The sequence below is a fragment of the Sulfuriferula nivalis genome (assembly GCF_009937995.1).
Classification (GTDB): Bacteria; Pseudomonadota; Gammaproteobacteria; order Burkholderiales; family Sulfuriferulaceae; genus Sulfuriferula; species Sulfuriferula nivalis.
The window spans coordinates 864968-879406 of sequence record NZ_AP021881.1; the positions used below are offsets into that span (position 1 = coordinate 864968).

At 49.9% G+C, this 14439-nt stretch carries 12 protein-coding genes and 1 tRNA gene; 7 read left to right on the plus strand and 6 right to left on the minus strand.

Going from position 1 to position 14439, the window contains the following annotated elements:
• Nucleotides 1-8 precede the first annotated feature (8 nt).
• Both kdpE and SFSGTM_RS04600 read right to left on the minus strand, forming a co-directional pair.
• The gene (gene kdpE, locus SFSGTM_RS04595; protein ID WP_162084147.1) at nucleotides 9-695 is read right to left on the minus strand and encodes a two-component system response regulator KdpE; all 687 of its coding nucleotides are present in this window, start codon (nucleotides 693-695) and stop codon (nucleotides 9-11) included.
• Entirely contained in the window at nucleotides 692-2260 is a 1569-nt protein-coding gene (locus tag SFSGTM_RS04600) for a DUF4118 domain-containing protein (protein ID WP_162084148.1), read from the minus strand. Before SFSGTM_RS04600 ends, kdpE begins: the two co-directional genes overlap by 4 nt.
• Before the next feature lie 213 nt (nucleotides 2261-2473).
• Between SFSGTM_RS04600 and SFSGTM_RS04605 the strand changes: the two genes are divergently transcribed.
• From SFSGTM_RS04605 to SFSGTM_RS04615, 3 genes are all read left to right on the plus strand, one after another.
• Nucleotides 2474-2947 (plus strand): outer membrane protein assembly factor BamE, encoded by a 474-nt coding sequence (locus SFSGTM_RS04605; protein WP_232526045.1) that lies wholly within the window; start codon nucleotides 2474-2476, stop codon nucleotides 2945-2947.
• Nucleotides 2948-3748, plus strand: a complete 801-nt coding sequence (gene dapB, locus SFSGTM_RS04610; RefSeq protein ID WP_162084149.1) for a 4-hydroxy-tetrahydrodipicolinate reductase — start codon at nucleotides 2948-2950, stop codon at nucleotides 3746-3748.
• 119 nt (nucleotides 3749-3867) lie between these two features.
• The gene (locus SFSGTM_RS04615) at nucleotides 3868-4218 is read left to right on the plus strand and encodes a hypothetical protein (protein ID WP_162084150.1); all 351 of its coding nucleotides are present in this window, start codon (nucleotides 3868-3870) and stop codon (nucleotides 4216-4218) included.
• Between the two features lie 57 nt (nucleotides 4219-4275).
• Here the strand turns inward: SFSGTM_RS04615 and metE are convergent, their stop codons facing one another.
• Nucleotides 4276-6582, minus strand: coding sequence for a 5-methyltetrahydropteroyltriglutamate--homocysteine S-methyltransferase (gene metE / locus SFSGTM_RS04620; protein ID WP_162084151.1), 2307 nt, complete (start codon nucleotides 6580-6582; stop codon nucleotides 4276-4278).
• A gap of 98 nt (nucleotides 6583-6680) precedes the next feature.
• Between metE and SFSGTM_RS04625 the strand changes: the two genes are divergently transcribed.
• From SFSGTM_RS04625 to SFSGTM_RS04635, 3 genes are read left to right on the plus strand one after another with little or no spacing between them, the layout of a single operon-like run.
• Nucleotides 6681-7610 (plus strand): LysR family transcriptional regulator, encoded by a 930-nt coding sequence (locus tag SFSGTM_RS04625; protein ID WP_162084152.1) that lies wholly within the window; start codon nucleotides 6681-6683, stop codon nucleotides 7608-7610.
• The gene (locus SFSGTM_RS04630) at nucleotides 7603-7926 is read left to right on the plus strand and encodes a VOC family protein (RefSeq protein WP_162084153.1); all 324 of its coding nucleotides are present in this window, start codon (nucleotides 7603-7605) and stop codon (nucleotides 7924-7926) included. Before SFSGTM_RS04625 ends, SFSGTM_RS04630 begins: the two co-directional genes overlap by 8 nt.
• Nucleotides 7926-8276 (plus strand): nucleotide pyrophosphohydrolase, encoded by a 351-nt coding sequence (locus tag SFSGTM_RS04635; RefSeq protein ID WP_162084154.1) that lies wholly within the window; start codon nucleotides 7926-7928, stop codon nucleotides 8274-8276. Before SFSGTM_RS04630 ends, SFSGTM_RS04635 begins: the two co-directional genes overlap by 1 nt.
• A gap of 11 nt (nucleotides 8277-8287) precedes the next feature.
• Here SFSGTM_RS04635 and SFSGTM_RS04640 read toward each other — a convergent pair.
• Nucleotides 8288-8363: transfer RNA gene (locus tag SFSGTM_RS04640), tRNA-Val, on the minus strand.
• Between the two features lie 191 nt (nucleotides 8364-8554).
• Here SFSGTM_RS04640 and SFSGTM_RS04645 point away from each other — a divergent pair.
• Nucleotides 8555-9844, plus strand: coding sequence for a GGDEF domain-containing response regulator (locus SFSGTM_RS04645; RefSeq protein WP_162084155.1), 1290 nt, complete (start codon nucleotides 8555-8557; stop codon nucleotides 9842-9844).
• 8 nt (nucleotides 9845-9852) lie between these two features.
• On the opposite strand, the gene SFSGTM_RS04650 is transcribed toward SFSGTM_RS04645, so the two are convergent.
• Together SFSGTM_RS04650 and SFSGTM_RS04655 are read right to left on the minus strand one after the other, a co-directional pair.
• The gene (locus SFSGTM_RS04650; protein WP_162084156.1) at nucleotides 9853-11220 is read right to left on the minus strand and encodes an efflux transporter outer membrane subunit; all 1368 of its coding nucleotides are present in this window, start codon (nucleotides 11218-11220) and stop codon (nucleotides 9853-9855) included.
• Nucleotides 11217-14432 (minus strand): efflux RND transporter permease subunit, encoded by a 3216-nt coding sequence (locus tag SFSGTM_RS04655; protein WP_162084157.1) that lies wholly within the window; start codon nucleotides 14430-14432, stop codon nucleotides 11217-11219. The genes SFSGTM_RS04650 and SFSGTM_RS04655 overlap by 4 nt, the downstream gene beginning before the upstream one ends.
• Between the last annotated feature and the right edge of the window lie 7 nt (nucleotides 14433-14439).

The following is a 14439-nucleotide window of genomic DNA, read 5'->3' on the forward strand; positions in this document are numbered from 1 at the left end:
ATGACAGGTTAAAGCTGAAAACGGTAACCTACGCCGGTTTCCGTTAATATGTGTTCAGGCTGGGTCGGGTTGTCTTCCAGCTTCTGGCGCAGATGCCCGATGTAGATGCGCAGATAATGATTGCTCTCGATAAAAGCTGGTCCCCAGACTTCGCGTAATAAATAACGATGGGTGAGCACCTTGCTGGTATTGCTGACTAGTTGCGTGAGCAGTCGGTATTCAATTTGGGTAAGGTGCACAGGCTCGTGGTTGTGAGTGACGATGCGTTCGGCCAGGTTAATCTGATTGTTGCCAAAATGAATGATGTTACTTGCTGTGACTGGGTGACGCCGCCGCAACAGCGCGCGTACTCGTGCCAGCAGTTCGCCGACACCGAACGGCTTGGTCAGGTAATCATCCGCACCTGCGTCCAGCGCGATGATCTTGTCGTTTTCTGAAGAGCGGGCAGACAATATCAAAACAGGTGCAGTAGACCAGCTGCGGAAGTCGTGGATGAAGTTAACGCCGTCAAGATCGGGCAGTCCTAAATCAAGGATGATCAGGTCGGGCTTGCGTGTACCGGCTTCTATTAAACCTTGTCTGCCTGTTTCTGCCTCATATACCTGGCAGCCTTCTGCTTCCAGCGCAGTGCGGACAAATCTGCGGATTTGCTTTTCGTCTTCTACTACTATGACATGCGGGGCGAGTGTCGTCATTTTATGGCCGCTCCTTCATGGTAGTCGGGCTCTTCTTCAATTATTGGCGGGTTGCCTCTGGGGAGGGTGAAGGTGACAATGGCGCCGCCTGCAGGCAGGTTGGCGATAGTAAGGCTGCCGTGATGTGCCTGGATGATGGCATGGCAGATGGCCAGACCTAACCCCACGCCAGGTATCGAAGATTCGTGGGTGCCACGTGCAAACATCTCAAAACGGACTAGAGATTGCTGTTGTTCGAAACCGGGCCCCTGATCGGCAACAGAGATTTCAACAGAGTCTGTGTTGATCTTGGCACTGATGGTAATGACTGTGCCGACTGGGGCATATTTTGCAGCGTTTTCCAGCAAATTGCAGAAAACGCGTTCCAGCAGGACAGCATCATATTCCAGCAGAGGCAGGTTTTTTTCCAGATTGATCTGCAGGGTATGCTGCTGCAGGCTATGTTCGAGTAATTTGATGCTGGAACCGATGACTTCTTCCAGTAATTGCCATTCCTTGCGTAAGGTGACACGGCCTGCGTGCAGGCGTGCCATATCCAGCAGGTTTTCCAGCAGATTGTTTAAACGTAATGCCTGCTCATGAATAGCGACGGCAGATTCCAGGGTGGCTGCCGGGAGTGTGGTGCTGGTGAGGGGTAGTGATTCAGCGAGGCCTGCTAATGCTGTCAATGGTGTGCGTAAGTCATGTGACAGGGCGGAAAGTATGGAGCTGCGTAGTCGTTCTGAAGTCATTTCCAGTTGCGTGTCATAAGCCACAGTTACGTAATGTAATCGTTCGATGACGATGGCAATTAATGATGACAGGGTAGATAACAGGGCATGATGTTCTTGTAATGCACTGCTGTCATCGGTAGGCATGAAAACAACCACACCGCGAGTTTTCATGGGTGCTTGTAAAGGGAAGTAACTGGCGCCATGTCCTTCGCCCGATAATATGCTGTCTTCAATAACCTGCCCTTGCTCATAGGCAATCAGCGCGAAACGCTGATCTATCCTGAGATGTTTGTCGTCGTGGTTAATCGGTTGCAGTTGTTCTGCAGCATCGGGTAGTAACAGTACGGCATTCAGTTTGAAGCCCGTTAACAGGAAACGCTGCAGTATGGTTGCGACTTGTTCAACCTTGATGACACCCGCCAGTGCACTGGACATGTCATAAAGGTCGCGGGTTTGTTGTGCTTGTATGGCACTCAGCTGTGCTTGTCGGCGTAATCCAGTAGTTAATTGTCCGGTAATCAGTGCGACGGTGAGCATAACTGCAAATGTCACCAGATATTGCGCATCGTTGACGGCAAAGGTAAAACGCGGTGGGACAAAGAAAAAATCGAATAGCGCAACGCTGAGAAATGCAGCCAGAATGGCTGGGCCACGACTGAAGCGTGCAGCTATCAATAATACGGTCAAGAGAAATAGCATGACAATATTGACTAGATCCAAATATTGGCTTAACGGCGTGGCAATGATCGTCGTGACGATGCATCCTATGATGGCCCAGCCATAGCCTGCCGGTGAATTACGGATATTCAGAAGGTGGGTGCTTAAGTTTGATTTTGGTATATCCATGCTCATAGCCATCTTTCCTGCGCAAGGTTAAGTGCTCTGCCTGTGTACTTAGGCGGATTGTGAGCGCAAACATATAAAAATAGTGTAAAGATTTTGATACTGCGTGGATTGGTGTGGCGGGATGGGGGATGCAGAGAGTTTATGTATTTATCAAAATGGCAGCGTGCTGAAATAGGGCGTGTTGCTGGTAATTGATTTAAGCTATCATAGAGCCTTTATATGACTTTGCAAATGCCCGTTATGCGCGTACTCATTATTTCCAGTTTATTTGTAGTTGGTTTGGCAGGCTGTAGCCATTTGCCGTCCATGCCTAAAATCAATGCTCAGACCTTTTCACCTTACAAAATTGATATTCAGCAAGGTAATTATGTTGATGAATCTATGGTTGATAAGTTGAAATTGGGGATGACTCATACTCAAGTCAAATTTATTATGGGCACACCTCTGGTGTCTGATGTGTTTCATGCGAACCGTTGGGACTATATTTATACTTATCGTAAAGATGGCAAGCTCACCGAACAGCGTCGCGTGGTGTTGATTTTCAAGGATGATGCGCTCGAGAGTATTGATAAACACATGGGTGAAACGCCTGTAGATAAACCTGTGGAAGCGGTAAAACCAGTTGATGCTGCGGTTCAGCCTGTGAAAGCAGATGAGAAAAAAGATCTACCTGCGGCAGCGGGGGCGAAATAAATGCCTAATCGGTTAAGAATTGTTATTGCGGGCAGTGCAGGTCGTATGGGTCAGGTGTTGATAGAGGCGGTAAATAGTGCGCCAGATTGCGTGTTATATGGTGCGCTGGAACGTGTGGGTAGCCCTAATGTTGGTCGTCCTGCGGCGCTGATGGACGGTGTATTAATAACGGATGATATGGCCACTACACTGCGTGGTGCAGATGCATTGATAGACTTTACTCGTCCTGAAGGTACCTTGGCGCATCTGGCACTGTGCCGCGAGCTGGGGGTTAATATCATTATTGGTACGACAGGCTTCAGTGCCGAACAAAAACAGCAGATTGCCGACGCAGGTAAAGATATCGGTGTTGTGTTTGCCCCGAACATGAGTGTGGGCGTCAATCTCACGTTCAAGTTGCTGGAAATTGCTGCCAAAGTATTGAATGAAGGTTATGACATTGAAGTAGTGGAAGCGCATCATCGTCATAAAGTTGATGCGCCTTCAGGTACAGCATTGCGTATGGGCGAAGTGGTTGCTGAGGCGCTGGGGCGTGATTTGAGTGAGTGCGCGGTGTATGGTCGTGAAGGTGTAACGGGTGAACGTGACCCTTCTACTATTGGTTTTGCAACCGTACGTGGCGGTGACATCGTGGGTGATCATACGGTGATGTTCGCGGGTATAGGTGAGCGTGTTGAGATTACACATAAGGCATCCAGTCGTATGACCTTTGCGCAAGGTGCATTACGTGCAGCGCGATATTTGTCCACTAGTGGTGCTGGAGCGTTTGATATGCAGGATGTGTTAGGGCTACGGGGTTAGTCTGTAACGCTTTGTAACATTTTATTCTGCTTGTGAAATATTCTGTATGTATTTGATCGGCATAATATGCACGTCAGCCCGACAACTTATTAACTTTATTCAGTATTTAGGAGTCAGCAATGAAAAAATCCAGTTTAGTCTTATTAGTCTTGGCAGCAATGAGCGCTTCAGTGAGCTTTGCTGATGATACAACTCCCAGTATGGACAGTGCGCAGGCACGTGCACAAACATTCCAGAGTTTGACCCCTGAACAACAGCAAGCTGCAATCAATGCAGCTAAACAGCAAGGTCAGGCAACAGCACAACAAAAACAGGAAAACTGGAACAGCATGACGCCAGAACAACAACAAGCGCAAAAGCAAACCATGCAATCCAATATGCAAAGTAAAATGGGTGAAATGAAATCCAAAATGCAATCGCGTATGGGTAGCGGCGGTGGCGGTATGATGCGTAGCCGTATGGGTATGTAATTTACTCAGTCTTAACAAAAAAGCCCCAAGGATGACGACTTGGGGCTTTTTTGTTGCCTAGCGCATGGATTTTGCGGCAAGCACCATGTTTTGTAATGCAGTGCTGGTTTCTGCCCAGCCTCGGGTTTTTAGCCCGCAATCTGGGTTGACCCACAGGTGCTCGGCGGGGATGACTTCAGCGGCTTTTTTCAATAGGCGCACCATTTCATCGACTGATGGCACGCGTGGGCTGTGGATGTCATACACGCCCGGGCCGATTTCATTAGGATAATTAAAATCGCCGAAGCCGCGCAGTAGTTCCATATCCGAGCGCGAGGTTTCTATGGTAATCACGTCGGCATCGAGTGCGGCGATGGCGGGAAAAATGTCGTTGAATTCTGAATAGCACATATGCGTGTGGATTTGTGTGCTGTTATCAACGCCGGAGGCACTAATGCGGAAGGCGCGACCTGCCCAGTCCAGATAGGCATCCCAGTCACCACGCCGTAGCGGCAAGCCTTCGCGGATGGCTGGCTCATCTATTTGGATGATGCCTATATCGGCGTGTTCCAGATCCACTACTTCATCGCGGATAGCCAGTGCGATTTGTAACGCGGTATCACTGCGAGGCTGGTCGTCGCGCACGAATGACCATTGCAATATGGTGATAGGGCCAGTCAACATGCCTTTCATCGGCAAACTGGTGAGGCTTTGCGCGTATTGTGTCCATGCCACTGTCATGGCTAGAGGGCGTGATACGTCGCCGTAAATAATCGGCGGCTTGACGCAACGCGAGCCGTAGCTTTGCACCCAGCCGTTCTGACTGAATGCGAAGCCGTCGAGCTGTTCACCGAAGTATTCAACCATGTCGTTGCGCTCGGCTTCGCCGTGCACCAGCACATCCAGTCCCAGGCTGATTTGTTGTTCAACGGCGTATTTGATTTCTTGTTGCATCGCCAGCGTGTAGTCTGCCGCGCTGAGTTCGCCACGTTTATAGCGCGCACGTGCGGCGCGGATTTCCTTGGTTTGTGGGAACGATCCTATGGTGGTGGTCGGGTAAGCGGGCAAATTAAAACGGCTGCGTTGCGCGGCTTGGCGGGCTTGGAACGGCGCATGACGCTGGTCGGCATCAGCGGGTAAGCTGGCTAAACGTGCGTTGACAGCGGGATTGTGGATGCGCGGACTGGTGCGGCGCGAGGCGGCGGCAGTGCGGGATGCGCTGAATGCGGTTTCAGCGGCGGCTACGCCTGTGTCGAGTGCGGTTTTAATTGCGCCGAGTTCATCGAGTTTTTGCGTGGCGTAAGCCAGCCAGCTACGCAATTCGTCGTCAAAGGCAGTTTCCAGTGCTAAATCCACGGGGACGTGTTGCAATGAGCACGATGGGGCTATCCATAAACGGTCGCCGAGTTTTCCTTGTGCGGCGTGTGCGGTTGCCAATACTGCATCCAGATCGGCGCGCCAGATATTGCGTCCGTCTATCAAGCCTAGGGATAACACTTTGTAATGCGGCAAGCGGTCGATAACGCTGGTGATTTGTTGTGGCGCACGCACTGCGTCGATGTGCAAGCCTGCGACAGGCAGGTTGCAAGCCAGCACTAAATTATCATCCAATGTGCCAAAATACGTCGCTAATAGTAGCTTGATATTGGCACTGTTGAGGATGTTGTAAGTAGGTTCAAACGCGGCTTTCCATGCTGCGGGCAAGTCCAGACACAAGATAGGCTCGTCGATTTGTACCCATTCCACCCCTAGCTGTTTGAGTTGGCTGAGGATTTCGCCATAGACCACACGCAATTGTGGCAACAGGCTGAGGCGGTCGAAGTCGGCGGATTTTTCTTTACCTAAATACAGGAAAGTAATCGGGCCGATTAAGCTGACTTTAGGCGTGTGTCCCAAGGCAAGTGCTTCGCGTACTTCATCGAATAAACGCGTGGAATTGAGCCTGAATTGCGTGTCGGCGTTAAGTTCAGGTACGAGGTAATGGTAATTGGTGTCAAACCATTTGGTCATTTCCAGTGCCCAAGTGCCGTAGTTATCGTGTGGTCGTGCGCCGCAGCAACTGTCAGGGACTTCGTTGGCAACGCCACGGGCGAGGGTGAAATGGCGGTCTAGCTCGGATTCTGCGCCTGTGAAGCCGAAGCGGCCAGGCTCGCAACCTAGTAGTTGTATGTGGTTGAGCACTTGATCGTAATAAGCAAAATCGCCCACCGCGACAAAATCTAGCCCAGCATCGCGTTGCAATTGCCAATGGCGGGCGCGTAATTCGCTAGCTGTAGCTTCGAGGGCTGCATTGTCTATTTCGCCGCGCCAGAACTGTTCTAGTGCAAATTTCAGTTCGCGATGTTTACCTATGCGGGGGAAGCCTAAAGTGTGAATGGTGGTCATGTTATTACTCGTTTAATGAAGATGACGTGCATTTTGCGCCGACATGCTTTATGATACAAACGACTTAATTTTGACAAATTGATGAATTTTTTTCATATATGCTTGCGCTCAAACATTTACGTTTAATCGAGGTGCTGAATGAAGCGGGTAGTCTGACGCGGGCGGCAACGCGTCTGTTTCTCACTCAGTCTGCCCTTTCTCATCAACTGGTAGCGCTGGAGGCACATTACGGCCTGACGCTGTTTGTCCGAGCGCGACCGTTACGACTCACGCCTGCAGGTGAATATCTGCTCGGTCTGGCACAGGAAATATTGCCGCGTATAGAGACCGCCAAGCGTGATCTGGCAAGGTTGGCTGAAGATAATCAACCTGCAAAATTGCGCATCGCGGTCGAATGTCACACCTGCTACGACTGGCTGATGCCAGCCATGGACGCATATCGTGTGCACTGGCCTGAGGTGGAGATGGATCTGGTCGGTGGTTTTCATACCGATCCGCTTGCCCTGCTGGCGGAGGACAAAGCTGACTTGGTGATATTGTCTGAAATGCAGAACCAGAAGGATGTGGTGTTTAATCCGTTGTTCAGATACGAAATGCAGGCACTAATGGCGGCAGGGCATCCATTGGCGGATAAGTCTTATTTGAGCGCCAAGGATTTCAGCCAGGATACCTTGATTACCTATCCCGCCCCCGACCGATTGCTGGATCTGGTGCGGCGCGTGCTCAAGCCTTCGGGGGTCAACCCTGAACGGCGATTTGCGGAATTAACTATTGCCATTGTGCAGCTGGTTGCCAGTCGGAAAGGATTGGCGGCTTTGCCGGCCTGGGCGGTACAATCTTATCTGGAACGCGGTTATGTGGTGGCGCGCCCGATTACCAAACAAGGTTTATGGAGCGGTTTATATACCGCTGCGCGTAGCGATGATGCACAGCGCGCATTTCATAAGGATTTTGTGGCAACCCTGCAAGAACAGGCGTTCATGACCCTGCCTAGTATAGAACCTTTAGTGGAGATCGAACATGACTAAATCTGATGAGTTGGATGTAATCCATCATGCAGCAATTCCTGTAACTGATGTCGCTGCCAGTGTGATCTGGTATCAGCAGCATTTTCGATGTGTAGTCGCCTATCAGGATGCAACCTGGGCGCTGCTTAAATTTGCCAATGTCAGTCTGGCGCTGGTGACGCCAGGGCAGCATCCGCCGCATTTGGGCGTGTTGCATGAACATGCCGAGCAATTTGGCGCGTTGACCACCCACAGGGATAAAACCCGTTCAATCTATGTGCCTGATCCCGATGGCAATCAGATCGAAATTATGGATACACAGAGCGTAAAACGTTAATGGATATCATCGCATTGCAGCAAAAATTAACTGAGTTTGCCAACGAACGCGAGTGGAATGAATTCCATACACCGAAAAATCTGGCAATGGCACTGGCTGGCGAAGCAGGCGAGTTACTGGCTGAGTTTCAGTGGCTGAGTGCAGAACAATCATGCGCATTAACCACTCAGCAGTTGACTGCCGTTAAATATGAAATGGCGGATGTATTGCTGTATTTGTTACGACTGGCGGATAAGCTGGGTGTGGATCTGGAACAGGCTGCTTACGAAAAAATAGCGTTAAACGCAGAGAAATATACTATAGCCTTGGCCAAGGGAAATGCGCTTAAATATAATCAGCTAGAGGAGTGACGGGGAAAGGCTGGTGGGTGCTGAGGGGTTCGAACCCCCGACAATCGCCTTGTAAGGGCGGTGCTCTACCAACTGAGCTAAGCACCCATGCGGTTTAATGCTTGGGTCGTTGCTGTATTGTTACCGTGCAACGAGGCCGTAATTTAACCACAGCCGTGAGTTAAAGTCAACTCATTCTGTTGTTGAGCTTCGGATAGACTAAAATTGCCTGCATGAAATTGGCTGGTGCTGTGGTACAGTGGCAGGTTGATTTAAAAAATAATAATTAGGGAACGAGAATGTCCAAATCGAACAATACTCATCTGAATACGATAGTGTCGGATCATATTGCCCCAGAAATTTTGCTGATAGAAGATCAACATTCTCTGGCACATATGACGGCAGCGATGTTGTATGAGCGTTGGGATTTTGCGGTTACGATAGCGACTACCAAACAACAGGCTCAGGATATTATTCGGAAAAAGCCTGGAGTTTTTTTTCTGGCAGTGAGTGATTTGAACCTGCCAGATGCGCCTCATGGTGAGATTATTGATGTATTGACGGCTGCTAAACTGCCATTTATCGCCCTTACGGGTATGTTTAATGAGCAGATGCGCAACGACATTATGAGCCGTGGTGCAATTGACTATGTGTTGAAAGACACAATTAATGCCTATGAATATATCGTTGAGCTAGTCGGGCGTTTGCATAAAAACACCTTAACCAAGGTGCTGGTGATTGATGACTCCGCTTCTGTGCGAGCAATGTTGCAGGAAATGCTCAGAATACAGTTTATTCAGGTGGTAACAGCTGAAAATGGGCGTGAGGGTATTACCAAATTATGGCAGCAGCCGGATATTAAACTGGTACTGGTTGATCATGAAATGCCAGTCATGGATGGCTTTACCTTTTTATCTACGGTCAGGCGTAAGTTGAGTAAAGTACAACTTGCGGTAATAGGCATTTCGGGCAGCGAAAATAAACAGTTATCAGCGCAGTTCCTGAAGATGGGCGCGAATGATTTTATCGCCAAGCCTTTCAGTTATGAAGAACTGGCGTGTCGGGTTCGGCAGAATCTGGAAATGCAGGAGGGTATAGAAGCGGTGCGTTATATCGCCTTTCATGATTATTTGACTGGCTTATTAAATCGCCGTGCCTTTTTTGAGCAGGGTGCGGTTCTGTTTAATCAGAACATCAAGCATGCCAATCCACTTGCTGTAGCTGTTATCGATATAGATTTCTTCAAAAAGATTAATGATGCCTATGGGCATGATGCCGGTGATATTACGCTGAAACATTTTGCGGCTATTCTGGTGGAACACTTCGGCGCGAACCTGGTTGCCCGTATTGGTGGTGAAGAGTTTGCGGTGCTGATAGACGAGACCACTAATGTGGAAGCACGTTTTGAAGCGTTGCGACTCCACGTTGCCAGCGCTATCGTTGATTTTAACAATATGCAGATCGCTTACACTATTAGCATAGGGTTAACTCAGCAGTCACAGTCAGGTCTCAATGCCATGCTGAAACTGGCTGATACCAATTTGTATACGGCTAAAAATTCAGGACGTAACCAGCTGGTTGCGGTGTAAACGAGCTTTTATTGCCAGTCGCCACCCAGCGCGGCAGCCAGTTTGACGCTGGCGGCCATGCGCCGATTGGCTATGCTGAGTGCTGAATTTTCGGCGCTGAGTAGTGTTGTTTGCACCGTGATTACGTTGTTGTAATTGACCATCCCCGCCTTGTACTGATTAAGTACGAGTGTCACCGCCAGTTTTGCAGATTGTACAGTCTGGTCTTGAACCTGCGCCTCATTTTCCAGTATGCGTAATGTCGCCAAATTATCTTCTACCTCCTGAAAGCTGGTCAGTACGGTTTGTTTATATGCGGCCACACTGGCGTCATAGCTGGCGATGGCTTGCGCCGTTTGCGATTTACGCAGGCCGCCATCAAAAATGCTCTGTGCCAGCGCAGGGCCTATAGACCAGATGCGACTGGGGGCGGTAATCAGATCCGCCAGACTGCTGCTCTGGTATCCTCCAGATGCGCTCAGTGACAGGGTCGGAAAATATGCAGATTTGGCGATGCCGATTTGCGCGTTGGCTGCTGCCATACGTCGTTCGGCGGCGCTGATGTCGGGCCTACGTTCCAGTAAAGCGGATGGCAGTGTCGTGGGTATGGCAGGTACGGTTGCTGTATATGCTACTGGCGCAATTGAGAAGCTTGAAGCGGGTTGTCCGATTAACAGGGCTATGGCATGTTCGGTTTGCGCACGTAACACACCTAAATCTATTAATTGCGCTTGAGCCGCACGTAATTGAGTTTGCGCCTGGATTAAATCGGCCTTAGCTACCATGCCTACCGCATATTGATTTTGCGTCAGTTGTAATGAGCGTTGATAAGCTGCGACGGTATCAGTTAACGAATATTTTTGTGCATCGAGTATGCGTAATTGCCAGTAGTCCTGTGCAAGGGCAGCCTGTGCACTCAGCCTTGCTGCGCGTAAATCGGCGGCGCTGGCCTGTGCGCTGGCTTCGTTGGACTCTACAGTACGCCGCACACGCCCCCACAGATCAGGCTCCCAGCTGGCATTTAGCGACAGGTTCTTGATGTCAGGAGTGGTATTGCTGGAGCTACGTGTTGCGGAGGCATTTGCGCCTATGGTAGGGAAATAAGCCGCACGTGCCGACTGTATCAGTGCGCTGGCCTGACGATATCGCGCTTCAGCCTGTGCCAGATTCTGGTTGGATATATCAATCTGATCAATAAGCTGGTTCAGCAGCGTGTCGTTATAGATAGCCCACCAATGCTGCCCCAGCTCATTATCGTGTGGCTCGGCGACTTTCCAGTCTTTAGACTCTTTGTAAGCAGCAGGAATGTCCATAGTCGGGCGTACATAGTCGGGGCCAACGGCGCAGCCACCTAATAACGTTACAAGAATTAACAGGCTGATGGGCTTGATAGTCATATAGCTTCCAATGCAAGTGTGCCGGGTTCGCCACGGTGGAATTTTGTACGCCACCAGATACTGAAACGATCCAGATAAAGGTAAACAACAGGGGTGGTGTACAGCGTCAACAACTGGCTCATGATGAGTCCGCCAACGATGGAAATACCCAGCGGTGTGCGTAATTCTGCGCCATAGCCAGTGCCGAATGCGAGCGGCAGCGCCCCCAGCATCGCCGCCATAGTTGTCATCATGATCGGGCGGAAGCGCAAACTACATGCGGCGAAAATCGCGTCATGTGGCGATAAACCCTGATCGCGTTCAGCGGAGATGGCAAAGTCTATCATTAGTATGGCGTTCTTTTTGACGATACCGATAAGCAATATCACACCTATCATTGCCATCAGGCTGAAGTCGATTTTCATCAGCATCAAAGCCAGTAAAGCGCCTACACCTGCAGAGGGTAACGTAGACAGGATGGTAATCGGGTGGATATAGCTTTCATACAGTATGCCCAACACAATATAAATGGCGAGCAATGCCGTTAACATGAGCACAGGCATAGTAGCGAGTGAAGACTGGAAAGCGTTGGCCGTACCTGCAAACGTGCCATGTACATCGGTAGGGACACCTAATTTGCTCATTTCATTATTAATAGCGATGGTTGCCTGAGATAGCGATATGCCAGGGGCCAAGTTGAAGGAAATGGTTGCGGCGACAAACAGCCCCTGATGGCTAACCGACAATGCCGTGTTAGTCGAACTGAAATGGGCAAATGCTGACAGCGGGACTTGTGGTTCTGCGCTGGTAGACAGTGTTTGAGCCAATGTCGAATTCGTACTCAGCTTGCCGTTGGCAGTCAGTGACGGTGCAGTGCTTAATGCTGAACTGGTTGGCGACAGGCTGGTACTGCGAGTTGTCGCGCTGACATAGGTTTGATTGAGAATGTCGGAATTTTGTGTATAAGCAGGCGCAGCTTCCATGACTACGTGATATTGATTCATACCACTGTATATGGTTGAAATTTGGCGCTGGGCAAATAAATCATTCAGGGTGGCATCTATGGTTTGCGGCGTGACACCCATGCGCATTGCTGTATCTCGATCAATGATCAGGCTGGTTTGCAAGCCCTTGTTATTCTGGTCGCTGTTGACATCAGTGAGTTCAGGCAAGGTGCTGAGCGCGTTCTGGATGATGGGCTGCCAAGTACGCAATTGCTGGATGTCATCAGATTGCAAAGTGTATTGATAAGCTGCATCACTGGGGCGACCACCTACACGTATATCAGCCATAGGTTGTAAAAACAGCTTGGCGCCAGGTATATGATTGAGTTTGCGGCGCAGACGTGCAATGACCTGGTCAGCTGAGACTTTACGCTCTGTTAAGGGTTTGAGGACGATAAACATAGTGCCGCCTGAACCGCGGCCACCCCCACTGAATGCAATGACATTCGCGACCGCTGGGTCGGATTTGACGATGCTGACAAAAGTATTGAGTTTGTCGCGCAGGGCGGTAAAAGAAGTCGCCTGGTCAACCTGTATGCCACCCATGAGCCGCCCGGTATCTTGTTGCGGAAAGAAGCCTTTAGGAATGGTTTTATATAAGTGTATGTTGAGCGCTATCGTGCCCAGCAAGATGAGTATCATAAGTGGAGCAAATTTGAGCGCCCATGTCAGTGAGCGTTGATAGGCATGCAACACGCTGTTGAACATGCGTTCAGTTGCATTAAAAAAGCGCCCTTGCTTGTGTTCGGGTTCATATCTCAATAAGCGTGCGCACATCATCGGTGTGGTCGTTAACGACACCACCAGTGAAACCAATATTGCCGCAGAAAGGGTGATGGCAAATTCATGGAATAAACGCCCGACAATACCGCCCATAAGCAGCAGTGGAATAAACACCGCTATCAGTGACAAACTCATAGCAAGTACGGTAAAGCCGACTTCGCGTGCACCTTTGAGCGCAGCATCATAAGGTTTCATACCTGCCTCGATATGACGGGAAATGTTTTCCAGTACTACGATGGCATCGTCAACTACAAAGCCAGTGGCGATAGTCAGTGCCATTAACGACAAATTATCCAGGCTGTAACCAAATAAATACATGATGCCAAACGTACCGATCAGCGACACAGGTACGGCGACAGCAGGTATTAGCGCTGTCCGCCCATTACGCAGGAACATGAATACCACCATGATGACCAGCGCAATTGAGATTACCAGCGTATGCTCAGTATTAATGAGTGAAGCGCGTATGGTAGGGGTACGATCCATGACAATTTCAAGATTAATGGACGCGGGTATGGATGCCTGTAATTCCGGCATCAGCGCATGTACCTTATCGACTATCTGGATAATATTGGCACCTGCCTGCTGTCTTAAAACTAATAGGATTGCTGGCTTACCGTTGGATGATCCTGTGTTGTGGACATCGCTTACCGAGTCAGTCACCGTTGCCACGTCCTCTACCCGTACAGGTGCCCCATTGCGATAGGAAATGATTAAGGGCCTGTAATCAGCTGCGGTACTGGCCTGATCATTGGCGTAAATTTGCCAGTTTTTATCACCCGCTTCCAATATACCCTTGGGGCGATTGGCATTGGTGGCAGCAACCGCGGTACGCACGTCGGCACTGCCTATGCCGTATTTGTTCAGCGCCGTGGGGTTAAGCTCTATACGTACCGCAGGTTGTGAGCTGCCGCCTATGGTAACACTGGCTACGCCCGTAATTTGTGCCAGTTTCTGTGCCAGTATGGTATCGGCAATATCATACATTTTCCCCTTGCTCATGGTGTCGGAGGTGAGTGCCAGAATAATCACCGGGGCGTTGGCTGGGTTTTCTTTTTTATAGGTGGGATTGCTGGGCATGCCTGTGGGCAACAAAGTGCGTGCTGCGTTAATCGCAGCCTGTACGTCGCGTGCTGCACCATTGATGTCGCGGCTCAGATCGAATTGCAGGGTAACCTGCGTGCGACCTAATGAGCTTTGTGATGTCATTTCGGTGACGCCTGCTATGGTGCCAAGCGAGCGTTCCAGCGGTGTGGCGATGGTCGATGCCATAGTTTCCGGGCTGGCGCCTGGCATATTTGCATTAACTTCTATGGTCGGAAAATCTACCTGCGGCAATGGCGCAATTGGTAACAGTGTGAATCCGACCAGACCTGCCAGCACCACTGCGATAGTCAACAGTATGGTGGCAATAGGGCGTTCGATAAAAGGGCGCGAGATATTCATGCGCGAA